This window comes from Streptomyces sp. NBC_01006 (assembly GCF_045162725.1).
GTDB lineage: Bacteria > Actinomycetota > Actinomycetes > Streptomycetales > Streptomycetaceae > Streptomyces.
On the sequence record NZ_CP108700.1, the window covers coordinates 1396791 to 1418289 of the forward strand.

19 protein-coding genes are annotated in these 21499 nt (G+C 73.6%); 6 read left to right on the top strand and 13 right to left on the bottom strand.

The window, feature by feature from the left end:
• Positions 1-29: 29 nt before the first annotated feature.
• The 6 genes from OG509_RS06245 to OG509_RS06270 form a co-directional block, all read right to left on the bottom strand.
• A complete protein-coding gene (locus tag OG509_RS06245) occupies positions 30-1118 on the bottom strand; it encodes a lactonase family protein (RefSeq protein ID WP_406180792.1) in 1089 nt (362 codons plus the stop codon).
• 59 nt (positions 1119-1177) lie between these two features.
• Complete coding sequence (locus OG509_RS06250; protein ID WP_406180793.1) at positions 1178-2314, bottom strand: nitric oxide synthase oxygenase; 1137 nt, start codon at positions 2312-2314, stop codon at positions 1178-1180.
• Positions 2315-2546: 232 nt separating this feature from the next.
• Positions 2547-4040 (bottom strand): FUSC family protein, encoded by a 1494-nt coding sequence (locus OG509_RS06255; protein WP_406187485.1) that lies wholly within the window; start codon positions 4038-4040, stop codon positions 2547-2549.
• A 274-nt stretch (positions 4041-4314) separates the two neighbouring features.
• A complete protein-coding gene (locus tag OG509_RS06260) occupies positions 4315-4938 on the bottom strand; it encodes a class I SAM-dependent methyltransferase (protein WP_406180794.1) in 624 nt (207 codons plus the stop codon).
• Positions 4939-5048: 110 nt separating this feature from the next.
• Complete coding sequence (locus OG509_RS06265; protein WP_406180796.1) at positions 5049-7196, bottom strand: FUSC family protein; 2148 nt, start codon at positions 7194-7196, stop codon at positions 5049-5051.
• Positions 7197-7244: 48 nt separating this feature from the next.
• Positions 7245-7838 (bottom strand): histidine phosphatase family protein, encoded by a 594-nt coding sequence (locus OG509_RS06270; protein ID WP_406180797.1) that lies wholly within the window; start codon positions 7836-7838, stop codon positions 7245-7247.
• A 147-nt stretch (positions 7839-7985) separates the two neighbouring features.
• Between OG509_RS06270 and OG509_RS06275 the strand changes: the two genes are divergently transcribed.
• Complete coding sequence (locus tag OG509_RS06275; protein WP_406180798.1) at positions 7986-8561, top strand: RNA polymerase sigma factor; 576 nt, start codon at positions 7986-7988, stop codon at positions 8559-8561.
• Here the strand turns inward: OG509_RS06275 and OG509_RS06280 are convergent.
• From OG509_RS06280 to OG509_RS06290, 3 genes are read right to left on the bottom strand one after another with little or no spacing between them, the layout of a single operon-like run.
• Complete coding sequence (locus OG509_RS06280) at positions 8488-9573, bottom strand: MerR family transcriptional regulator (RefSeq protein ID WP_406180799.1); 1086 nt, start codon at positions 9571-9573, stop codon at positions 8488-8490. The genes OG509_RS06275 and OG509_RS06280 overlap by 74 nt on opposite strands.
• A 36-nt stretch (positions 9574-9609) precedes the next feature.
• Complete coding sequence (locus OG509_RS06285; protein ID WP_406180800.1) at positions 9610-10995, bottom strand: cryptochrome/photolyase family protein; 1386 nt, start codon at positions 10993-10995, stop codon at positions 9610-9612.
• On the bottom strand, positions 10992-12641 hold the full coding sequence (locus OG509_RS06290) for an SDR family oxidoreductase (protein ID WP_406180802.1): 1650 nt from the start codon (positions 12639-12641) through the stop codon (positions 10992-10994). The genes OG509_RS06285 and OG509_RS06290 overlap by 4 nt, the downstream gene beginning before the upstream one ends.
• Before the next feature lie 87 nt (positions 12642-12728).
• Between OG509_RS06290 and OG509_RS06295 the strand changes: the two genes are divergently transcribed.
• Together OG509_RS06295 and OG509_RS06300 are read left to right on the top strand one after the other, a co-directional pair.
• Positions 12729-13208: an Lrp/AsnC family transcriptional regulator gene (locus OG509_RS06295; RefSeq protein ID WP_406180803.1), complete on the top strand. Its 480-nt coding sequence runs from the start codon at positions 12729-12731 to the stop codon at positions 13206-13208.
• A 46-nt stretch (positions 13209-13254) separates the two neighbouring features.
• On the top strand, positions 13255-13935 hold the full coding sequence (locus OG509_RS06300) for an HAD family hydrolase (RefSeq protein ID WP_406180804.1): 681 nt from the start codon (positions 13255-13257) through the stop codon (positions 13933-13935).
• Here OG509_RS06300 and OG509_RS06305 read toward each other — a convergent pair.
• Together OG509_RS06305 and OG509_RS06310 are read right to left on the bottom strand one after the other, a co-directional pair.
• Positions 13883-14752 carry an ABC transporter ATP-binding protein gene (locus OG509_RS06305; RefSeq protein WP_406180805.1) on the bottom strand — a complete coding sequence of 290 codons (870 nt, stop codon included), beginning with the start codon at positions 14750-14752 and terminating at the stop codon, positions 13883-13885. The genes OG509_RS06300 and OG509_RS06305 overlap by 53 nt on opposite strands.
• On the bottom strand, positions 14700-14867 hold the full coding sequence (locus OG509_RS06310; protein WP_406180806.1) for a hypothetical protein: 168 nt from the start codon (positions 14865-14867) through the stop codon (positions 14700-14702). Before OG509_RS06310 ends, OG509_RS06305 begins: the two co-directional genes overlap by 53 nt.
• A 3-nt stretch (positions 14868-14870) precedes the next feature.
• Here OG509_RS06310 and OG509_RS06315 point away from each other — a divergent pair, with 3 nt between their 5' ends.
• Entirely contained in the window at positions 14871-15047 is a 177-nt protein-coding gene (locus tag OG509_RS06315) for a hypothetical protein (RefSeq protein ID WP_406180807.1), read from the top strand.
• Here the strand turns inward: OG509_RS06315 and mltG are convergent.
• Together mltG and OG509_RS06325 are read right to left on the bottom strand one after the other, a co-directional pair.
• Positions 15044-15946, bottom strand: coding sequence for an endolytic transglycosylase MltG (gene mltG / locus OG509_RS06320; RefSeq protein ID WP_406180809.1), 903 nt, complete (start codon positions 15944-15946; stop codon positions 15044-15046). The two genes, OG509_RS06315 and mltG, sit on opposite strands and share 4 nt — an antisense overlap.
• 63 nt (positions 15947-16009) lie before the next feature.
• On the bottom strand, positions 16010-17866 hold the full coding sequence (locus OG509_RS06325) for an ABC transporter ATP-binding protein (protein ID WP_406180810.1): 1857 nt from the start codon (positions 17864-17866) through the stop codon (positions 16010-16012).
• Positions 17867-17978: 112 nt separating this feature from the next.
• On the opposite strand from OG509_RS06325, the gene OG509_RS06330 reads away from it, so the two are divergent.
• Together OG509_RS06330 and OG509_RS06335 are read left to right on the top strand one after the other, a co-directional pair.
• Entirely contained in the window at positions 17979-18440 is a 462-nt protein-coding gene (locus OG509_RS06330; protein WP_385583774.1) for a MarR family winged helix-turn-helix transcriptional regulator, read from the top strand.
• A 66-nt stretch (positions 18441-18506) separates the two neighbouring features.
• Positions 18507-21443, top strand: coding sequence for an FAD-binding and (Fe-S)-binding domain-containing protein (locus tag OG509_RS06335; protein ID WP_406180811.1), 2937 nt, complete (start codon positions 18507-18509; stop codon positions 21441-21443).
• Positions 21444-21499 lie beyond the last annotated feature (56 nt).

A 21499-nucleotide genomic window follows, 5' to 3' on the forward strand; every position in this document is an offset into this window, starting at 1 on the left:
CCGTGCGTACAGGGCTGCGGGCAGTCGGATCAGACGAAGACCACGCAGGTCGCGGCCGGCACCGCCACCGAGCCGGCCCGGCGCGGCTGCCCGGTCAGGGGGTCGACGTCGAACCAGGTGACGTCCCCGGAGCGCTCGTTGGCCGCGTACAGCCGGCGCCCCGAGGGGTCGACTGCCAGGTCCCGCGGCCAGCTGCCGCCGCAGTCCACGCTGCCCACCAGCCGCGGCCTCTCGGCCCCGTCGGCGAGCGAGAGGGTGGCGATGGCGTCGGCGCCGCGCACGGCCGCCCACACGAAGCGGCCGTCGGGCGAGGGCACCACGGCCGACGGGTAGGCCCGTACGGCCCCTGAAACGGCCGCGGACGCGACCGGAACCTCATCGATCGGTTCCAGTTGCCCGGAGCCGGCGTTCCAGCGGCAGACGGTCAGCTGCGGCTCCAGCTCGTGCAGGACGTAGACCACCTCGCCGCCCGGGTGGAAGGCGAGGTGGCGCGGGCCCGTCCCGGCACGCAGCACGGTCTCGCCGTGCAGGCGCAGCGCCCCGGTGGCCGGGTCCGGCGCGCAGACCCGGACCGAATCGGTGCCGAGGTCCACGCTGAGCACCCAGCGGCCGCTCGGATCGGGCAGCACCTGGTGGGCGTGCGGCCGTTCCTGGCGGCTCTCGTCGGGTCCCGAACCCTCGTGCGCGAGGACCGAGGCCGGCCCGGAGAAGCTGCCGTCCGCGGCGAGCGGGAGGCTGCTGACGCTGCCGGAGGTGTAGTTGGCGGTCAGCAGCCGGCGCCCGGCCACGCCGAGGTGGGTCGGTCCGGAGCCGCCGACGCGGACGGCGGGGCCGAGGGCGGTGAGGCCCTCGGGGGTGGGCCGGAAGGCGGCGGCCGCACCCTGCTCCGTCTCGCTCACCGCGTAGAGCACCCCGGTGTCCCGGTCGAGGGTGAGGTACGAGGGGTCCGCGACCGCGTCGGTGGCGGAGAGGAGGGTCAGCGCACCGGTCGCCGGGTCCACGGCCGCGGAGGTGATGCCGCGGCCGCCTCCCGAGGTGAACGAGCCGATGTGGGCCCGCAGTCCGCCGCCCCTGCCGTCCGTCCCGTTCGCAAGATCCGTACCGTCCGCGCCGTCCACGGGATGCCCCTCTCCACCGCTCCGGATCGATCCGTGCGGAGCCGACGGTAACAGAGGGTCTAGACCAGATCTCGCCCTTGGGCCCGTTCCTGCGCGCCCGGGTGGTGCACGTACGCCGTCGAGCTCGGGCGGTCGTCGTACGTGCGGTGGAAGACCGGGGTCGCGGAGCCCGAGATCGGCGGCACTATCCAGGACCAGTCGGCGCCCACCTCCCGCCCCTTGCGCTCCTCGCGCTCTATGTGGCTGAGGAAGCGCCGGGACTCGGTGTGGTGGTCCGCGATGGTGACCCCGGCCCGGTCGAAGGAGTGCAGTACGGCCCGGTTGAGCTCGACGAGCGCGCGGTCCTTCCACAGCGAGCGGTCGCTGGTGGTGTCGAGGCCGAGGCGCCGGGCGACGGCGGGGAGCAGGTTGTACCGGTCGGTGTCCGCGAGGTTGCGGGCGCCGATCTCGGTCCCCATGTACCAGCCGTTGAAGGGCGCGGCCGGATAGTGGATGCCGCCGATCTCCAGGCACATGTTGGAGATGGCGGGTACGGCGTGCCAGCGCAGCCCCCACTCCGCCCAGCCGGCGTCGTCGGGGTGCTCGATCGGGACTTCCAGCACGGCGTCCGCGGGGGTCTCGAACCAGCGGGGCTTGTCGTCGACGCCCTGGACCACCAGCGGCAGCAGATCGAAGGGGGTGCCCGCGCCCCCGGTCCAGCCGAGGCCGAGCAGGACACTGGTGAGCGGTGCGTTGCGGGCGTCGCCCACGGTGACGGAGTGGTGGTCCCCGTATCCGGCGTACCGGACGAGTTGCTCGCTCCAGATCAGCGGGCCGGGGCGGTCCGGGGTGTCGGGGGCGAAGACGGTGATGGTCGGTCTGACCCGGCCGCCGTTGGTCGCGTCGCGCAGGTGCTCGAAGCACTCGGCGGCTATGTCGTCGGCGTCGGTGAGGTCGCGGCGGTCGCGCACGCGCAGCGAGTTCCAGTACAGCCTGCCGATGCAGCGGTTACTGTTGCGCCAGGCGACACGGGCCCCGTGGACGAGCTCCTGCGGGGTGTGCCGGTAGCTTCCGGTGTCCGCGAGCTCGGCACGCACGGTGGCGAGCCGGGCCCGCGGATCACCCGCCGGCGGATTCTCCCGGTGGAAGAGTCGGATGAACTCCTCGGCTGCTTCCCACACTTGGGCTGTGGTCGAGCGCTGTTGAAGTATTTCCATCCCGGGCGGTTACCCCCTGTCCGACCAGATCCACCCTGTACGTGCCAGATGAATGTGCTGTCAACAACCACCCGTTGTACATGCCGCAGGTCAGCGGCATACCGCACGCACGGCCGGAACAACTCCACCGAGTGATCTTCGGGCCATTGCCCTGCGGAGGGGTCCTGACAGGGCGTAAGATCTGCCGCCATCGGGGCCCTGACCTCGTAGGTCAGGGCCCGGGCGGGCCGGATCAGGCGCCGACGGCGAGGGGCGCGCGGGGGTCGGTGCGCAGAGGGGTGTGGAGGGCCGCGAGGGCGTGCTCCAGGCCGTGCAGGTGCGCGAGGGCCGGCTCCTCGCCGGCGGGCCGGGGATGGGCGGGAACAGCGCGTTCCGCCGCGGCCCGCGGGGCGGTCAGCGCCTCAACGGCGCTCTCCACCCGCCAGCAGGCGGCGGCCAGCCGGGCGTCGTGCGAGGCCTGCGGGTCGGCGGCGACGGCCACCAGTCCGCGCACCTCGCGGGCGCAGTCGTCGAGCAGCCCGAGGACCTGCCGGGCCCGGGCCTTGCGGGCGCGCAGCGGGCTCAGCGGGTGGACGAGCGGCGCGAGGGCCATCCGTACGCGGGCCAGCAGCAGTTCGAGTTCGGCGGCGTGCGGGGCGGGATCGGCCTCGGGGTCCCCGGCGAGGCGGTCGAGCGCGGCCGCCGTGGACGCCCGTACGCAGTGCAGGGCGCGCTGGATCCAGGCATCGTTGGCGGCGTGCGTGGTCACCGGGAGGACGAGCACCACGGCGAGGGCCGCGCCCAGCGCGCCGATCGCGGTCTCCTCGAAGCGCAGGAGCAGCAGGCCGGGGTGCAGGACGCCGAGGAGCCCGTAGAGCAGTCCGGCCATGACGGTGACGAAGAACATCATCCAGGAGTACGAGGGCGCCGCGGTGTAGAAGATCCCGAAGACGCATACGGCGACCAGGGCGGCGGTGGGCGCGGGCGCCCCGTGCAGGGGTACCGCGATCAGCAGCCCGGCGGCGATGCCGACGACCGTGCCGAGGACCCGGCGGAACCCGCGGACGAGGGTTTCGCCGCGGGAGGCCGTGTTGACGAAGATCCACCAGGCGGTGCCGACGGCCCAGTACCAGCGGTCGTCGGAGAGCGCCTGGCCGATGCCGAGCGCGAAGGCGCAGGCGGCGGTGGCCTGGAAGGCCTGCCGCGTGGTCGGCCGGGCCAGGCCGGTGCCGGGCAGGCCGGGCGGCGCGGCGGGCGGCGGGGTGCGCCGCTCGATCGGCCAGAGGAGGAACCGCACCGCTCCGGCGGACAGCAGCGCCAGCCCGACGGCGGCGTACAGCTCGGGAAGCTGGCCGGGTACGGCGTGCAGGAACTGGGTGACGAAGAACATCATGAAGCCGAAGATCCCGAGGGCGTGCCCGCGCGGCCCCCAGCGGCGGGCGTAGACCCCGGCGAACACGACGGCGAGGAAGGCGGCGTCCCGGGCGAGCGGCACCCCGTGCAGGGTGGTGGCCAGTGCGAGGACGGGGAATCCGGCGACGGGCAGCAGGGCGCTGGTCACCCGCTGGGCCCGCACGGTCGTGTCGAGCACGGTGAACAGGGTGAGCAGGGCCGCCAGTCCCCCGGTGATGGAAGCGGTGAGGGAGAGGCCGCAGAGCTCGGCCACGGCGACGGCGAGCCCGACGCCCAGCACGGCCCGCAGCGAGTTCCTCAGTCTCAGGCGCCCCGGATCCGGAGCCACGAACATCCTCTTCACGGCGGTGTGCCGCCCCCCTTGCAGTGGTGCGCGCCGGTCCGGCGTCCGCCCGGGGGTGGTGGGCGGCAGGCGGGCACGGCGAAGGCGCCGCGCTCCGGACCGGCCTCGTTGCCGCCCGGCGCTGCGCGGCGCCGTAAGTACATGGATACGACACAGATAAGCATCTGAGGGCCCACTGGCTCAACACAGCTCCGAATCACTGGGCCATTGGCCCAGTACCGGAGGGTATTTATCGGCCACCTGAGGCCAACGGACCAGCACTCGCTCAGGCGGGGCGGCGGGCGTAGCAGAAGAAGTGCTCCTCGGGCTCGACCCCCGCGGGCCGGAACAGCGCGGTGTGGTGCTCCACCACCTCCAGGCCTGCCGCGCCCAGCAGCCGCAGGTGCTCCGCCGGGGACAGGCTGCTGACGGTGACCTCGTGCCCCATCCAGACGATGTCGAGGTCGCTGATGTCACCCGGCACGGTCGCCAGTACGAAGTACCCGCCGGGCGCCACCCACGAGGCCATCCGCTCCAGGGCCGCCGCGATCTCCCGCTGGTCCATCACGAGCAGCGGGAAGAAGGAGCACACCGCGTCGAAGGAGCCCTCCGCGGGCTCGTACGTCCGTACGTCGGCCTGCTCGAAGCGGGCCTGCGGAACCCGGGAGCGCGCGAGGTCGACCATGTGCGCCGAGACGTCGATGCCGGTCACCGCGCAGCCGGCCCGCGCGAGCGCCTCGGCGGCCGGGCGGCCCGTACCGCTGCCCACGTCCAGCACGCGGGCGCCGGGGGTGAGGCGGGCGGTGAGCCAGTCCAGTGCGGCGAGCTGACCGGGGACGCGCCCGAACACCCCCTCGTACCGTGCGCCGACATCGTCGAAGACCTCCGCCGCGGATTTGCCGCCCTTCATCGGCTCCCCCACCTTCACCCTCGATTCCTGTTCGCCACCGCCCGGCCGGTCCGGACGCCGTGGAGGTTCTGCCCGGGCCGGCGGCCGGGAAACGGCGGGGGCCCCTGCGCTCACCCCGGGGAGTGGGCCGCGGCGCGGCCCGACGCGATGAGCTGGAGGTCCGCCGTCAGGGAGTCGAGCCAGGCCGTCGTGGCGAAGTACGCGGGCCCGGCATCGGGCGGCGCCGCGTCGGTGGGCGCGGGCAGTGTGTCCGGAAGAAGGGCTACGGGACCGCCCGGCGGGCCGTGCCGGGTCTTGCGCGGGGCGTCGGCCGCTGCCGCCGCGCGGCGCAGTCCGGCCGCCACCCGGGCCGCGTACTCGCGCAGTCCCGCCGCCTCACTGCGCGCGAGCGGTGTCCCGTCGGCGCTGCCCAGCACCCGCCCGCCGCCCCAGAGCACGTGGTGCCCGGTCATCACCGCGGCCTGCCAGTCGGCACCGGGCCCCACCGGGCGCTGCCTCTCGCTCTGGTACTGGGCGTACGCCGACTCCGCCATCGACAGCGTGGTCCGGACCCGGTGCTCCGCGTCCCCGGGGGATTCCGGCAGCCGCCCGGGCGCCGCGACGACGGCGGTGGTCGACTCGACGTCGTCGGCGCAGGCGCGCAGCAGCCCGGCCACCGCCCGGGCCAGTTCCTCCTGGGCCCCGCGCGGCCAGGCGAGCAGCCCGCACACGATCCCGATCGCGCTGCCGATGAGCACGTCCAGGAAGCGGACCTCGGCCAGCTGCCAGGTGACCGGGGCCAGCTGGGCGAAGACGAGGGCGACGACGAGCGTGAACATCGCCTGCGCCCAGCCCACGCCCCGTACGGGACCGAGCGTGAACGTGAGCAGCATCAGCGGCGCGAGCGCGATCGCGTACACGGTGGTCTCCTCGCGGGCCAGTGCGAGCACCGTGCCGGCGGCGAGCGCGCCCACGCAGGTGCCGATCAGCGCGCTGCGCACGGTGCCCCGGGTCTGCACGGCGGTGGTCCGGGTGAGGCTGATGACCGCGAGCATGGCCCAGAAACCGTGCGGGAGGGAGTCGAGCCCGGCCACGGTACGGGCCACCGCGAGGGCCAGCGCGATCCGTACGGCGTTCTGGAAGTGGACGGAGCGCGGCCCCGTGTGCGCGGCGAGCCGGTGCCACCAGAGGCGGGGGGTGCTCTGCCGGACGTACCAGAACCGGTCCGCCGCGTCCGCGTCCGGGTGCGCCCCGCGCCCCTCCACGGCGATCTCCGATGCCGTGCGGAGCGCCACGGCGGCGTCCGCGACCTCCAGCAGCGCGGCCTGCCGGCGGCGGGACTCGGGCAGGTCGGCCGGGGTACGGGCGTTGCGGGCGCGCAGGCGCAGCAGCTCCGCCGAGTCCACCGGGGGCGGGCGCCCGTCGCGGAGCAGGGTGGCGGTCCCGGTCGCCGATTCCCGGACCGCGCCGAGGAGGTCGAGCCCGGCCTGTCTCGGCTCCCGCCCGGCCGGCGGTGCGGGCAGGTTCCGCAGCCGGGAGAGCAGGGTGCGCGCGGCCAGCCCGGTGTGGGCCATGGCCCGCTCGCGCAGGCCCGGCCCGGCGGGCCGTTCGGCCTCCGGGACGTGGGAGGGGCGCAGCGCCTCGGCTGCCGCCCGGGCCCGGTCGGCAGCCGGAGCGGCCAGTACGTGGGGCGGCTGCCCCAGCGCGGCGGCGCACCGGGCCGCCTCGGCCACGGCGCCCGCGGCCCGCTCCGCGTAGGTCACCGGGCGGGGGTCGGGCAGGATCAAGGCCTCGGCGAGGATCAGCAGCAGGAGGCCGGTGAGGGTGCCGACCAGACGCTCGCCGAGGGTGTGCGGGAGGTACGGCGGGAAGCTCGGCAGGATGTACAGGAGTTGGAGCCCGGGTGCGGCGCCCGCCGGCCGGGGTCCGGCCGCCGCCGAGAAGGCCAGGCAGAAGCCGATGACCGCCATGCCGAGGACGGCGCTCCAGGTCCGTACGGCGAGGAAGGTGCCCACGGTCACCAGGAAGCAGGCCACCGGGAGCAGCTTGACCACGACGGCGGCCCGCTGCCGTCCGGTGCCGGGGATCCGGGCGAGCCCGGCCAGGGAGACGGCGGAGAAGAGGGCGTAGGTCGCGCCGATGGGCCGGTCGTATCCGTACAGGAACACGAAGAAACCGGTGCAGGCGGCGAGCGTGGTGCGGACCGCCCGCCGTGCGGCCGCCGGCACCGGGCCGGTGCCCGTCCGGAGTTCCCGTTCGAGTTCCCCAAGGGCTCGCACGTTCTCAGAATCCCACGTGTACGGCCGCGGGACCTGGGGGCGCGGAACTCAGGGGTGGGTGTTCCAGCCCGCGATCACCGGGAGGCCGTGTTCGGTGGACAGGATGCTGACCGTGCCGGTGCGCAGCAGGAAGAGCCGGCCGTCCTGCGGGGGCAGGCCCAGGTAGCGGGCGGTCAGGACGCGCAGGAAGTGGCCGTGGGCGACGAGGACGGCATCGCCGCGGTCCTCGGCGAGGACCGCGGCCGCCCGGGCCAGGGCGCAGTCCGCGCGGGCGCCGACCTGGGCGGCGTCCTCGCCGGGGTGTTCGGCGTCGCCGGGCGGGACGCCGTCGGTCCACAGGGACCAGTGCGGCCGCGTCCGCCGGATCTCGGCGGTCGTGATGCCCTCGTAGCCGCCGTAGTCCCATTCGTACAGGTCGGGGTCGGTGACGCCGCCGCTCAGTCCGGCGAGTTCGGCTGTGGCGACGGCCCGGCGCAGCGGGCTGGTCAGCACCAGGGAGAAGTGCCGGTCACGGAAGTACGGGGCCAGCGAGATGGCCTCCTCGACGCCGGTGGCGGTCAGCGGGATGTCGGTCCGCCCGGTGTGGCGCCCGTTGGCGCTCCAGGCCGTCTCGCCGTGTCTCACCAGCAACAGGTCGCTCATGCTCCGGACCCTAAACCCTCCGGCGTGTCGGCGCCGGAGGATTCCTGCTGTTCCGGGGCAGGACGGCGCGTTCGGGGACGGGACGGCAAAATCGATGCGCAAATGCTGCGAGTGGCTCGTCGGGTGCGTGCTCGCGAGGGTCGGAGCATGGACGAGAGCGAGCGCGAGGAGTGCGTGGCGGCGGGTTTCGCGGCGGGCGACGAGCGGTGCATGGAGGCCGTCTACCGGCGCTGGCGGCCGCTGGTGCACTCGCTCGCCCACCGGTACCTGGGCGAGGAGCGGGAGGCCGAGGACATCACCCAGCAGGTGTTCCTCGCCGTCTGGCACGGCCGGCGCCGCTACCGGCCCGGGCCCGGCGGGCTCGGGGCCTGGATCACCGGCATCACCCGCCACAAGGTGGCCGACGCCCTGGAGGCGCGGACCCGGCGGGCCCGGGCGGCCGAGGCCGCCTCGCGCGCCTCCCGCGGTGTGGCCGAGCGTCCCGCAGGCCCGGCGCGGCAGGAGGCGGAGCAGGTCCTGGACCGGGTGCTGGTCCTCGGGGAGCTGGCCAGACTGCCCTCCGAGCAGCGGCGGGTGCTGCACCTAGCCTTCTACGCGGACCTGACCCAGACGCAGATCGCGGACCGCACGGGGCTCCCCCTGGGCACCGTCAAGAGCCACATGCGAAGGGCCCTGCACCGGCTGCGCCGGTCGCTGCCCGAGGCGGCGCGAGCGACTCGATGACCGCGAGGCCCGAGCGCAGCCCGTACAGCCGCTCGGTGCGCGGCGCCGGTGCGTCCGCGCCCCAGCCGGGTCCGGCGAGGAGCAGCGCCGGGCGGGCCCGGGCACCGCGCAGTCCCCACTCGATGCCGGCCACCGACCGGGCCAGGGCCGGGTCGGCGGTCGTACGGGACTGCGACCACAGGACGACGGTCCGCGGACCGGTGCGCCGCACGGCGTCGCGCAGGGCCTCGGCGGGCAGGGCTGCCCCGAACATCCGGGCCGGCACGCCCCGCTGGCCGAGGACCGCGGTCAGGGCCTCGATGGGCAGGCTGTGCTGCTCGCCGGGGACGCAGGCGAGGAGTACCGGCGGGCTCCGGGGCGGCTCGGGCAGGGGCCGGATCCGGTGCAGCGCTGCGGAGATCTGCCAGGACAGCAGGTGTTCGACCTCCACGTAGCGCTCCCCGACGGTGGCCCATTTGCGGCCCACGGCGTGCAGGGTCGGCGCGATGACCTCCTCCCAGGCCGTGACGAGGCCGTCCTCGGCCAGGGCCGCCTCCAGCAGTTCCGCCACGGTCGGCGCGTCCAGGCGTACGGCGGCCCGCGAGAGCCCCCGGCACTCCGGACGGACCGCGCCGAGCGGTAGGGCGTCGGGCCCGCCGGGAGCGGTCGACGGCGCCGCCTCGGCGCGGCGCGCTCGGGGGGCTCCTGGGGCTTCTGGGGCTTCTGGGGCTTCTGGGGCTTCTGGGGCTTCTGGGGCTCCGCCGAGCGCGGCCCGGGCCGCCTCGGCCGGCGGCACCCCGTCGGCGGTGAGCCGGCACATCAGCTCCAGCCGGGCGATGTCCCCCGGGGTCCAGCGCCGGTGCCGGCCGGGCTCCCGGCGGGCCGGGCCGATCGCGTACCGGCGCTCCCAGGAGCGCAGGGTCGTCGGCGAGACCCCGAGGCGGCGGGCGACCGCGCCGGTGCTCAGTGCGGCGGCGGGCCGGGGCGGCGGTGGTGTTTGGGGCGGCGGTGGTGTCTGGGGCACGCGGTCCACCCGCTCACGATAGGGCTCGGGAGCCGGGCCCACCGTTCACCGCGCTCCCCGTCCGCTCCGGAACCGGTCGAGCCCGTCGGCGAGTTCCACGATCCGGTCCGGGTAGGCGTACAGGGCCCGCTCGGGCGCGGGCAGCCGCCAGGGCTCGTGCACCTTCGGGGCGTCCAGCCCGGCGAGCTCCGGCACCCAGCGGTGCACGAAGCGGCCCGCCGGGTCGTAACGCAGGCCCTGGCGCACCGGGTTGAGGACCCGGTTGGGGCGGGTGTCGGTGCCCGTCCCGGCCACCCACTGCCAGTTGAGCTGGTTGTCGGCGAGGTCCCCGTCCACGAGGAGGTCCAGGAAGTACCGGGCGCCGACCCGCCAGTCCACGTACAGGGTCTTGGTGAGGAAGCTGGCGGTGAGCAGCCTGCCCCGGTTGTGCATCCAGCCCTCGTGGCGGAGCTGGCGCATGGCCGCGTCGACCACCGGGTAGCCGGTACGGCCCTCCTTCCAGGCCTCGGTCTCCTCCTCGGCGGCCGCCCCGGTGCGCCACTGGTCGCGGCGGTCGCGGTAGTCCCGTACGGCGGTCTCGGGGCGGGCGGCTAGCACTTGGTGGTGGAAGTCGCGCCAGCAGATCTGCCGGACGAAGGCCTCGGCGCCGGGGTCCGCGGCGGGGCCGGAGGCGGCGCGGGCGCGGTGGACGGCTTCGGTGGGCGAGAGCGTGCCGAAGTGCAGGTGCGGTGAGATCCGGGAAGTGGCGTCGCCGGCCAGGTCGTCGCGGGAGTCCGCGTAGCGGGAGAGGCCCGCGCGCAGCCAGCGCCTGAGGAGGTCGCGGGCCTCGCGTTCGCCGCCGCGGGCAAGGCCCGGGGAGACCCCGGTGACGTCCGCGCGGCGCGGCAGCGGGTCGGAGCCGATGCCGTCGGGCACGTGGACGGAGCGCGGCGCGGGGGCGACAGTGCGGGGCGGCAGTTCGGACCAGCGGCGGAAGTACGGGGTGAACACGGCGAAGTGGTCGGAGCCTGCGGGGAGTACGGCCCCGGGGGCGGCGACCGTGACCACCGCCTCGTGCACGTAGAGCCGTACTCCCTCGGCTTCGAGGGCTGCGCGCAGCCGTTCCTCGCGGGCGTGCGCGTACCCGCTGACCCCGGCCGCCATGTGGACCTCGTCGGCGTCGCACTCCCGGACGAGGGCGCGGACTTCGGCGACGGCGTCGCCGGAACGCAGCACCAGGCGGCCGCCGCGCTCGCGCAGTCCGGCGTCGAGATCGGCCAGGCAGTCGGCGAGGAAGGCGAGCCGGTTGGGCGCGGCGAAGCCGGCCGCGTCCACGGCCCGGTCGCGGACGAAGAGCGGTACCACCCGGTCGCAGGAGGAGAGGGCCGCGCGCAGCGGCGGATGGTCGTGCAGGCGCAGGTCGGAGGTGTACAGGACCACCGCGACGTTCATGGGTTCTCTCGCTCCGCGTCGGGACCGGGGGGACGGCTGTCGTCCGGTACTTCGGCGGACCGGGGCCGGTCGGATGCGGGCCGGTCGGATGCAGACCGGTCGGATGCCGGGTCCCCGATCGCGGCGGCCTCCTGGTCCAGGCGTTGGGCTGCGCGGGCGATGTTGCGGGCCATGCCCCCGAAGACGACGGCGTGGAACGGTGACACGCTCCACCAGTAGAGGTGGCCGAGCAGCCCGTGCGGATGGAACAGGGCCCGCTGCCGGTACCGGGCGCCCCGGACCGCACCGCCCTGGTCCCGGCCCGGCGGCGCGGCCGGGTCCGCGTACATCTCCAGCCAGGCCAGCCCCGGCAGCCGCATCTCCGCGCGCAGCCGCAGCAGGCGGCCCGGTTCGATCTCCTCCACCCGCCAGAAGTCCAGGGAGTCCCCCACCCGCAGCCGGGCCGCGTCGCGTCGGCCGCGGCGGATGCCGACGCCGCCGACGAGCCGGTCGAGCCAGCCCCGTACGGCCCAGGCCGGCGGGAAGGAGTACCAGCCGTTCTCCCCGCCGATGCCCTCCACCACCCGCCACAGCGCGGCGGGCGAGGCGTCGACCGCGCGTTCGCGCCGGTCGGTGTAGAGGCTGCCGCCCGCCCAGTCGGGGTCGGTCGGCAGCGGGTCGCTGGGCGCACCGGGCGGGGAGGCGGAGGACCAGCGGGTGGTCACGTTCGCCTCGCGCACCCGCCGCAGGGCCAGGGACACGGCCCGGTCGAAGCCGATCGGGGCGCCGGGCGGGTCGGGGACGTAGCGCGCGATGTCGTGCTCCGTGCACACGACCTCGTGGCGCAGGGATTCGGCGAGCGGCCGGGCCAAGGCGCGCGGCACGGGCGTGACGAGGCCGATCCAGTGGCTGGACAGCCGCGGGGTCAGCATCGGGACGCGCAGGATGAGCCGGTGGGGCAGGGCGGCCACGGCGGCGTAGCGGCGCATCATCTCCTCGTACGTGAGCACGTCGGGACCGCCGATGTCGAAGGCGCGGCTGACCTCGGGCGGCATGGCGGCGCTGCCGACGAGGTAGCGCAGGACGTCGCGGACCGCGATGGGCTGGACGCGCGTGCCGACCCAGCTGGGGGTGACCATGACGGGGAGGCGTTCGGTCAGGTAGCGCAGCATTTCGAAGGAGGCCGAGCCGGAACCGATGATGACGGCGGCGCGCAGGACGGTGGCCGGCACCCCGGAGCCGAGGAGGATCTCGCCGACCTCGGCGCGGGAGCGCAGGTGCGGGGAGAGGTCGCGTACCGGGATCCCGGCCGGGGTGAGCCCGCCGAGGTAGACGATGCGGCGGACGCCGGCCGCACGGGCCTGTTCCGCGAAGACGCGGGCGGCGGTGCGGTCGCGGTCCTCGAATCCGGATCCGGCGCCGAGGGCGTGGACGAGGTAGTAGGCGACGTCGATGCCGCGCAGGGCCGCCGCGACGGACTCGGCGTCGACGACGTCACCCCGGACGACCTCGGCGTCCCCGGCCCACGGGTGGTCGCGCAGCTTCTCGGGGGACCGGGCCAGGCACCGGACGCGGTGTCCGGCGTCGAGGAGCTCGGGCACCAGGCGGCCCCCGATGTATCCGCTGGCCCCGGTGACCAGGCAGTGCAGACCGGTGGTGGCCTTCATCGCTCTCTCCGTTCTCTCCGCATCTCTCCGCTCCTCGGCCGCACTCGCCGGAAGGGCACCGCACTGGGCCATTGGTACAGTCGCGGCATGGCGGTGGACGAGCTCGACACCCGGATCCTGCGTCTTCTGATCGAACAGCCGCGCACCAGCGTCCGCGAGTACGCCCGGATCCTCGGGGTCGCGCGCGGCACCCTGCAGGCCCGGCTGGACCGGCTGGAACGCACCGGAGTGATCACCGGAGCGGGTCCCGCCCTCTCCCCCGCCGCACTCGGGCATCCGGTGCTGGCGTTCGTGCACATCGAGGTCACCCAGGGGCACCTGGACGAGGTGGGCGACGCCCTCGCCGCCGTGCCCGAGATCATCGAGGCCTTCTCGATCACCGGCGGCGGGGACCTGCTGACCCGGGTGGCGGCCCGGGACAACGCGCATCTGGAGGACGTGATCCAGCAGCTGATCCGGCTGCCGGGCGTGGTCCGCACCCGTACGGAGGTGGCGCTGCGCGAGCGCGTCGCGCACCGGCTGCTGCCGCTGGTGGAGTCCGTGGGACGGGCAGCGCGCAAATCCTGACAGGATGGGTGAGAAAGGTAAGTAACCGGCAGGACGGGCAGAGCGGATGATTTCCGTCATATTCGATCTCGACGGCACCCTCGTGGACAGCGAGCCGAACTACTACGAGTCCGGGCGCCGCACCCTGGCGCGGCACGGGGTCCCGGATTTCACCTGGGAGCAGCACGCGCGTTTCATCGGCATCGGCACCCTGGAGACGCTGGAGATCCTCAGGGACCGGTACGGGATCCAGGCCCCGGTGGAACAGCTGCTCGCCGAGCAGAGCGCCGCCTACCTGGAGCTGGCCCGGGCCGGGACCGAGTCCTTCCCCGAGATGCGGAAGTTCGTGGAGCGGCTGCACGCGGAGGGGGTCCCGATGGCGGTGGCGTCCGGGTCCTCGCGCGAGGCGATCGACGCCGTGCTGGCGGTGACGGGCCTGGACTCGCTGCTGACCACGGCGGTCTCCGCCGAGGAGGTGGTGCACGGCAAGCCCGCCCCCGACGTCTTCCTGGAGGCGGCCCGCCGCCTCGGCGCGGACCCCGCCGACTGCGTGGTGGTCGAGGACGCGGCGCCGGGGGCGCAGGCCGCCCACGCGGCCGGCATGGCCTGCGTGGCGATCCCGTACGTGCCGACCACCGCCACCGACCCGGCGTTCACCGGTGCCGGCCTGCTGTTCCGCGGCGGGCAGCCCGATTTCAGCGCGGAGGCGGCCTACGAGTGGCTCTCGTCGCGACGGGCCGCAGCCTAGGACTTACCCGGTCCAGCAGCTCAGGCGGGCAAGACCGGGTCGAAATCCCCGGACCGTGCCGCCACCGGGTGGGTGACGGCCTGCGCCCGTCAGCTATCCGTCCGCCGTGCAGGACCGTTACGTCGTCGGCCAGCCGGTGCGCCTCGGTCAGAGCATGTGTGGAGGTGACGATGGTGTGGCCGTGATCGGCCAGCTCCGTCAGATGATCCGACAGCTGCTCTGCCATGGTCGGATCGAGACCGGACATCGGCTCGTCGAGCAGCAGAATCGGGGGGCGGCCGAGGAACGCTTTGGCCAGGCCCACTCGTTGGTTCTGGCCGCGACTCAGGCTGCCGACCCTCTGATCGGCGAGTCCCTCAAGTCCCAGCAGCGTCAGGACATCGGCGATCCGTGCCTCCGAAGGCCCGGATGCCAGGCCCAGTACACGGGCCCAGTAGCGCAGGTTGTCCATCACGCTCAGCCGGTGCGCCAGCGCCGACCGATGGCTGGCGAGCCCGATCGCGGATTTCACGTCCGCCTGACGGTACGGGTTCTTGCCGTCGACCAGGACGGTCCCCTGCATCGGGGGCAGGATCCCCGCGAGGACCCGGAAGGCCGTCGTCTTACCGGAACCGTTGGGTCCGAGCAATATGTGAACCCCCGGACCGTATTCAAGGTCTATGTCCCGTAAGACAACGCCGCTCCGATACGCTGCGCAGACTCCCTCTGCCGTCAGTGTGGCCATAGGTCCCACCTCGCACCGCAGATGATCAGTCGCCCTTCCGTCAGGCCGTGCCGAGTTCGGCCGGCGATCGGGCGAACTCGGGCTTCCCTGCATGGAGCTCGCCCGGTTCCTCTGCCTGCGGGGCAACCGACGCGGGCATGGCGGCGACGACCGGGCAACCGATCATCACCGGGGCGAAGCTCCACAACCCCATGGTCACAATGATCATCCCGTGGAGCATGACGTCAAACACCAGGGCAACTTTGCGCCATCGGTCCGACCCGAGCAGGCACACAGCGATGATCAGCTCCACGAGCAGCGCCCCCAGGTCATGCCGACCACCACCACGGGGATGCTGGCCCGCGGTACGGGCGGCACCCTCCCGCCGGCCGCCGTCCACTCCGCCTAGCCGGCGCGGGAGCCTGCCCGGGCGGGCCCGGCGGCGGCCTCGCGGGTGCCCGAACCCGTGCCCGAACCGGCACCGGCACCGGCCCGGATTCGGTTGAACTCGGCGACGTGCTTCTTGTGCTCCTCGTACGTCGCCGAGAAGCGGGTGTCCCCCGGCTTCACGGTGACGAAGAACAGCCAGTCTCCGGGCGTCGGCGCGACGGCCGCGGCCATGGCCTCAAGGCCCGGGCTGTCGATCGGCGTCGGCGGGAGCCCTTGGCGCTCGTAGGTGTTGAAGGGGCTGTCGATCCGCGTCTCGCTCAGCTTGGTGTCCACCGTGTTGCGGCCCAGGGCGTAGTTGATGGTGGAGTCCATCTGGAGCGGCATCGACCGCGCCAGCCGGTTGTGCACCACCCGGGCGACCTTGCCCCGGTCGCTGCGGGATTCGGCTTCCGCCTCGATGATGCTGGCGAGCGTGGCCGTCTGATACGGGGTCATCCCGTGTGCCTTGGACCCGTCGGCGACGGCCTTGGTCGCCAGCTTCCGGTTGGCCGTGTCCACCATGTAGGCGAGCAAGGCGGCCGGCGTGGACTTGGAGGTCACCGGATACGTCGCCGGGAACAGGAAGCCCTCCGGATTGCCCTTCGCCTCCGCGGGCAGGGCCAGTCCGGCCGTGGGGACCGCCGCCTTGGCGGAGCCGGCCGGGAGCTTCAGCTCGCGGTCGATCGCGGCGTACACCTGGGGTGCCCGCCAGCCCTCCGGGATGGTCAACTGGCGCGGCTTCTCGGGGGCTCCTCCGTTCCGCAGCAGCGGAAACAGAGCGGCCGCACCGATGGCGAGCAGCATGCCGAGGAAGAGCGCCAGACGGCCCCGGCGAGTGAGCCGGGAGCGACGCCGTGGCGGCTGGTACTCATGGCGCATGCGGGCACGCTAACCCGCGAAACGCCATATTTGCCGCATCACACCCGCACGCCAGTCATACGATCACACGTTTACCGGTGCAGGTTGCGCGACCTTCTCGGGCACGAGCGCGGCTTCCCGGTCCCGACGGACCAGGGCCGCGTACCGGCCGTCCGCCTCCAGCAGCTCCTCGTGCGTACCGCGCTCGGCGATGCGGCCCTTGTCCAGTACGACGATCTGGTCGGCGTCGCGGACGGTGGAGAGCCGGTGCGCGATGGTGATCGTGGTGCGGCCTTGGGACAGGTTGTCGATGGCCCGCTGCACGGCATGCTCGGTGCGGGTGTCGAGCGCGCTGGTGGCCTCGTCGAGGATGAGCACCGGCGGGTCGCGCAGGATGGTGCGGGCGATGGCGAGGCGCTGCTTCTCGCCGCCGGAGAAGCGGTAGCCGCGCTCGCCGACCAGGGTGTCGTACCCGTCGGGCAGGGACTCGATGTGCTCGTGGATCTGGGCCGCGCGGGCCGCCTCGGCTATCTCCTCGTCGGTGGCGTCCGGCTTGGCGAAGCGGAGGTTGTCGGCGACCGAGGCGTGGAAGAGGTACGTCTCCTGGGAGACCACGCCGATGGAGCGGGCCAGCGAGTCGAAGTCGAGATCCCGGACGTCCACCCCGTCGAGGGCGACGCGGCCGCCGGTCACGTCGTAGAGCCGGGGTACGAGGTAGCTCAGCGTGCTCTTGCCAGAGCCGGTCGGGCCGACCACGGCGAGCGAGCCGCCGGCCGGGACGGTGATGTCGATCCCCGTCAGCGTGGGCCCGTGCTTGGCGTCGTACGCGAAGTGCACGTCCTCCAGCCGGACCTCGCCCCGGGCCCGGTCCAGGCGTACCGCGTCCGCGCGCTCGGTGATGTCCACCGGCAGGTCGAGGTACTCGAAGATGCGGCCGAACAGGGCGAGCGAGGTCTGGATCTGCACGCCGGTCGACAGCAGGCTCACGGCGGGCCGGAACAGGCCCTGCTGGAGCGTGACGAAGGCGACGAGGGTGCCGACCGACAGCGAGGGGGCGCCCGGCCGGAGGGTTATGCCAGCGGCCCAGTAGATGAGCGCGGGCATGGCGGCCATGACGATGCCGATGGTCGACATCCGCCAGCGCCCGGCCATGCTGGAGCGCACTTCGAGGTCGACGAGCTTCTCGGACTCGTCGGAGAATGACCGGGTCAGCGAATCGGCGCGGCCCATGGTGCGGCCGAGCAGGATGCCGCTCACAGACAGCGACTCGGTGACCGTCGCGGCCATGGCCGCCATCTGCTTCTGCCGCTGCAGGGTGATCTTCTTGCGCTCGCGGCCCACGCGCCGGCTGATCCACACGAACAGGGGCAGCAGGAGCAGCGAGACGAGGGTGAGCCGCCAGTCGAGCGCGAGCATCGCGACGATGGAGGCGATCACGGCCGTCAGGTTGGAGACGAGCGAGGTCGCGGTGGAGGTGACGGTCGCCTGCATGCCGCCGATGTCGTTGGCTATGCGGGACTGCACCTCACCGGTCCGGGTGCGGGTGAAGAAGGCCAGCGGCATCCGCTGGAGCTGGGCGTACACGGCGGTGCGCAGATCGTGCATGACGCGCTGGCCGACGGTGGTGGAGATCAGGGTCTGGAGCACGCCGAAGACGCTGGTGACGACGGCGGTGAGGATCATGCCGAGCGCGAGCAGGCTCAGCAGCCCGGTGCGCCCCTGCGGGATGGCGACGTCCAGGATCTCTTTCAGCAGGAACGGCGAGGCCACCGCGACCAGCGAGGAGGCGCAGACGAGCAGCCCCACGACGGCAAGGCGGCCGCGGTAGGGGCGGAACAGGCCCACGATCCGGCGCAGCTCACGCGGCTGCTCCGCGGGGGCGGGGCGGTTGGGATCGAGGGCTTCTTTCGATGGGATCCATTTCGGCTCTTCGGGGCGCATGAGCCTCCTTCTGACGAGACCTGGCTGAGTACAAGACCTACGAGACTCGAATGAGCATAGCTCATTGTTACCTATACTCACAATGAATGTGGTCCTGGTACTGTTTCCCAGTATGAGGACCGCTTCCGAAACCGACAGCACGGACGGCGTGCTCGCCGAGCAGCTGCTGCGGCTGACCCGCCGGCTCCACCGGATCCAGAAGCACCACCTGGAACCGCTCGGCATCACCCCCGCCCAGAGCCGGCTGCTGCGCCTCGTCTCGCACTACGACGGCGACCGGCCTCCCCGGATGGCGGACCTCGCCGCCCGCCTGGAAGTCGTGCCCCGCGCCGTGACCACGCTGGTGGACGGCCTGGAGGCCGCCGAATGCGTACGCCGCGCGCCCGATCCGGCCAACAGGCGGGTCATAAGGATCGAGCTGACCGACACGGGCCGCGCCACGCTGCGCCGCCTGCGCAACGCGCGAACCGACGCGGCAGAGGAGATCCTGGCTCCGTTGACCGCCGAGCAGCGCGAGGTGCTCGGCGGTCTGCTGAACGCTCTGACGGACGCCCCGATGGAGCACGGCTGCTGAGAGGGCCGCCCCGGGGCCGCAGAGAGTTCCTCGGACTGGGCCGAACGAGTAAGCGAGGGGTCGCGCATGCCGCTGCTGGAACCGAAGCCCGGAGCCCTGCGGCCGCACAGCGTCGGCGGCCCCGCCCCCGACCGCGTTCCCGACCACCGCGGCGCCGGCACCCCGGAGCCGCTGCGCGCCGAGCTGACGGAGCTGCTGGGCGCCGAAAAGGTGCTGTGGAAGGTCTCCGACCTGGTCCGCTACGCCTCCGACGCCTCGCCGTACCGGTTCGTGCCGCAGGTGGTGGTGGTCGCCGAGGACATCGACGACGTCTCCGCGGTCCTCTCGTACGCGCACGGCCGCGGACGCGAGGTCGTCTTCCGTGCCGCCGGGACCTCGCTGAACGGCCAGGCCCAGGGCGAGGACATCCTGGTCGACGTACGCCGCCACTGGGCCGGCATCGAGGTGCTGGAGGAGGGCCGCCGCGCCCGGATCCGACCCGGCACCACCGTGGCGCGGGCCAATGCCGCCCTCGCCCGGCACGGCCGCGTCCTCGGCCCCGACCCGGCGAGCGCCATCGCCTGCACGCTCGGCGGGGTCGTCGCGAACAACGCATCCGGCATGACCGCGGGGACCACGAGGAACTCGTACCGCACCCTCTCCTCGCTGACCTTCGTGCTGCCCGGCGGGACCGTCGTGGACACCGCCGATCCCCTGGCGGACGAGGAGCTGGAGCGCGCGGAACCGGCGCTGTGCCGCGGGCTGATGGAGATCAGGCGCGAGATCGAGGCCGACCCGGAGCTCGTCGCGCGGATCCGGGCCAAGTACGAGATCAAGAACACCACCGGCTACCGCCTGGACGCGTACCTGGACGGCGCCACCCCCGTCGAGATCCTGCGCGGCCTGATGGTCGGCTCGGAGGGCACGCTCGGCTTCATCGCCGAGGTCGTCTTCGACACCGTGCCGCTGGACCGCGAGCTCACCAGCGCGCTGCTCTTCTTTCCCTCGCTGCCCGCCGCGGCGGCTGCCGTAGCGCTGTTCAACGAGGCGGGCGCCCTCGCCGTGGAGGTGATGGACGGCAACACCCTGCGCGCCTCGGTCAGCGTCGAGGGGGTCCCCGCCGACTGGGCCGGGCTGCCGAAGGACACCACCGCCCTGCTGGTGGAGTTCCGCGCGCCGGACGAGGCGGGCCGCGCGGAGTACGAACGCCGCGCCGCCGAGGTCCTCGCCGGGCTCGACCTGGTCGCTCCGGCGGCTTCGATCACCAACGCGTTCACCCGCGACGCGAGGACGATCAACGGGTACTGGAAGGCCCGCAAGGCCTTCGTCACCGCCGTCGGCGGAGCCCGCGCCCCCGGCACCACCCTGATCACCGAGGACTTCGCGGTGCCGCCCTCCCGGCTGGCCGAGGCCTGCGAGGCGCTCCTCTCGCTCCAGGCCGAGCACGGCTTCGATGCTGCCGTCGCCGGCCACGCGGCCCACGGCAACCTGCACTTCCTGCTCGCCTTCGACGCGGCGAAGCCCGCCGACGTCGAGCGGTACGGGGCCTTCATGGACGCCTTCTGCCGGCTGACGGTGGAGCGGTTCGACGGCTCGCTGAAGGCCGAGCACTCCACCGGCCGCAACATGGCCCCCTTCCTGGAACTGGAGTGGGGGTCCCGGGCCACCGAGCTGATGTGGCGGACGAAGCGGGTCGTCGACCCGGACGGACTGCTCGCCCCGCGCATCCTCCTCGACCGCGACCCGACGGCCCATCTGCGCGGGCTGAAGACGATCCCACGGGTGGAGGCGGTGGCGGACCCCTGCATCGAGTGCGGGTTCTGCGAACCGACCTGCCCCAGCGAGGACCTGACGACCACGCCGCGCCAACGGATCGTGCTGCGCCGGGAGATGATGCGCCAGCAACCGGGCTCCCGGGTGCTGGACGGACTCCTCGACGCCTACGGCTACGACGCCGTGGACACCTGCGCGGGCGACTCCACCTGCAAGCTGGCCTGCCCCGTCGGCATCGACACGGGCGCGCTGATGCGGGAGTTCCGCCACCGCCGGCACAGCCCGCGCGAGGAGCGGGCCGCCGCGCTCGCCGCACAGCGTTTCAAGGCCGTCGAGGGATCCGCCCGGCTGGCCGTGGCCGCCGCCGACAAGATCACTGCCCGGGTCGGTGACCGCCTGCTGGAGGCCGTCACCGCGGTCGCGCGCAAGGCCGTACGCCCCGACCTGGTTCCGCAGTGGCTGCCGCAGCTTCCCGGCGCCGCCGCCAAGAGGCTGCCCCGGACCGAGCGGGTGGGAGCGGCGGCGGTGTACTACCCGGCCTGTGTGAACCGGATCTTCGGCGGCCCGCAGGGCCGGTCCGGCCCCTCGCTGCCCGAGGCCGTGGTGGCGGTGTCGGAGCGGGCCGGGAAGCCGGTGTGGATCCCCGGCGACGTCTCGGGCACCTGCTGCGCGACGATCTGGCACTCGAAGGGCTACGACGCCGGCAACCGGGTGATGGCCAACCGGATCGTGGAGGCCGCCTGGGGCTGGACCGCCGGCGGGCGGCTGCCGCTGGTGGTCGACGCCTCCTCGTGCACGCTGGGCATCGCGCACGAGGTGGTCCCGTACCTGACGGACGACAACCGGGCGCTGCACGCGGAGCTGACGGTTGTCGACTCCGTCGTGTGGGCGGCGGACGAGCTGCTCCCGCACCTGGAGGTCCGGCGCACGGTGGGCTCGGCCGTGCTCCATCCGACCTGTTCGATGCACCACTTGGGCGACGTGGCGCAGCTGCGGGCGGTGGCCGAGGCCTGTGCGACGGAGGTGGTGGTTCCGGACGATGCGGGCTGCTGTGCCTTCGCGGGTGACCGGGGCATGCTGCATCCGGAGCTGACGGCCTCGGCGACGGAGCGCGAGGCGGCGGAGGTGATCTCGCGCCCGTTCGACGCGCATCTGTCGGCGAACCGGATGTGCGAGGTGGGCATGGACCGGGCCACCGGCCGCAGTTACCACTCGGCGCTGCTGGAGCTGGAGTGGGCGACCCGTCCTTGACTTGGCGATCCGCGGCGGGACGCGCCGCACACCCCGCTGCGTAGGGCCTTGGCCAA

Bases quoted from the DNA above. Each gene is read 5' to 3' on its own strand.
- OG509_RS06250 (WP_406180793.1), bottom strand. From the start codon at position 2,314: ATGGAAATACTTCAACAGCGCTCGACCACAGCCCAAGTGTGGGAAGCA.
- OG509_RS06255 (WP_406187485.1), bottom strand. From the start codon at position 4,040: ATGTTCGTGGCTCCGGATCCGGGGCGCCTGAGACTGAGGAACTCGCTG.
- OG509_RS06260 (WP_406180794.1), bottom strand. From the start codon at position 4,938: ATGAAGGGCGGCAAATCCGCGGCGGAGGTCTTCGACGATGTCGGCGCA.
- OG509_RS06270 (WP_406180797.1), bottom strand. From the start codon at position 7,838: ATGAGCGACCTGTTGCTGGTGAGACACGGCGAGACGGCCTGGAGCGCC.
- OG509_RS06275 (WP_406180798.1), top strand. From the start codon at position 7,986: ATGGACGAGAGCGAGCGCGAGGAGTGCGTGGCGGCGGGTTTCGCGGCG.
- OG509_RS06285 (WP_406180800.1), bottom strand. From the start codon at position 10,995: ATGAACGTCGCGGTGGTCCTGTACACCTCCGACCTGCGCCTGCACGAC.
- OG509_RS06290 (WP_406180802.1), bottom strand. From the start codon at position 12,641: ATGAAGGCCACCACCGGTCTGCACTGCCTGGTCACCGGGGCCAGCGGA.
- OG509_RS06295 (WP_406180803.1), top strand. From the start codon at position 12,729: ATGGCGGTGGACGAGCTCGACACCCGGATCCTGCGTCTTCTGATCGAA.
- OG509_RS06300 (WP_406180804.1), top strand. From the start codon at position 13,255: ATGATTTCCGTCATATTCGATCTCGACGGCACCCTCGTGGACAGCGAG.
- OG509_RS06305 (WP_406180805.1), bottom strand. From the start codon at position 14,752: ATGCAGGGAAGCCCGAGTTCGCCCGATCGCCGGCCGAACTCGGCACGG.
- OG509_RS06310 (WP_406180806.1), bottom strand. From the start codon at position 14,867: ATGATCATTGTGACCATGGGGTTGTGGAGCTTCGCCCCGGTGATGATC.
- mltG (WP_406180809.1), bottom strand. From the start codon at position 15,946: ATGCGCCATGAGTACCAGCCGCCACGGCGTCGCTCCCGGCTCACTCGC.
- OG509_RS06325 (WP_406180810.1), bottom strand. From the start codon at position 17,866: ATGCGCCCCGAAGAGCCGAAATGGATCCCATCGAAAGAAGCCCTCGAT.
- OG509_RS06330 (WP_385583774.1), top strand. From the start codon at position 17,979: ATGAGGACCGCTTCCGAAACCGACAGCACGGACGGCGTGCTCGCCGAG.
- OG509_RS06335 (WP_406180811.1), top strand. From the start codon at position 18,507: ATGCCGCTGCTGGAACCGAAGCCCGGAGCCCTGCGGCCGCACAGCGTC.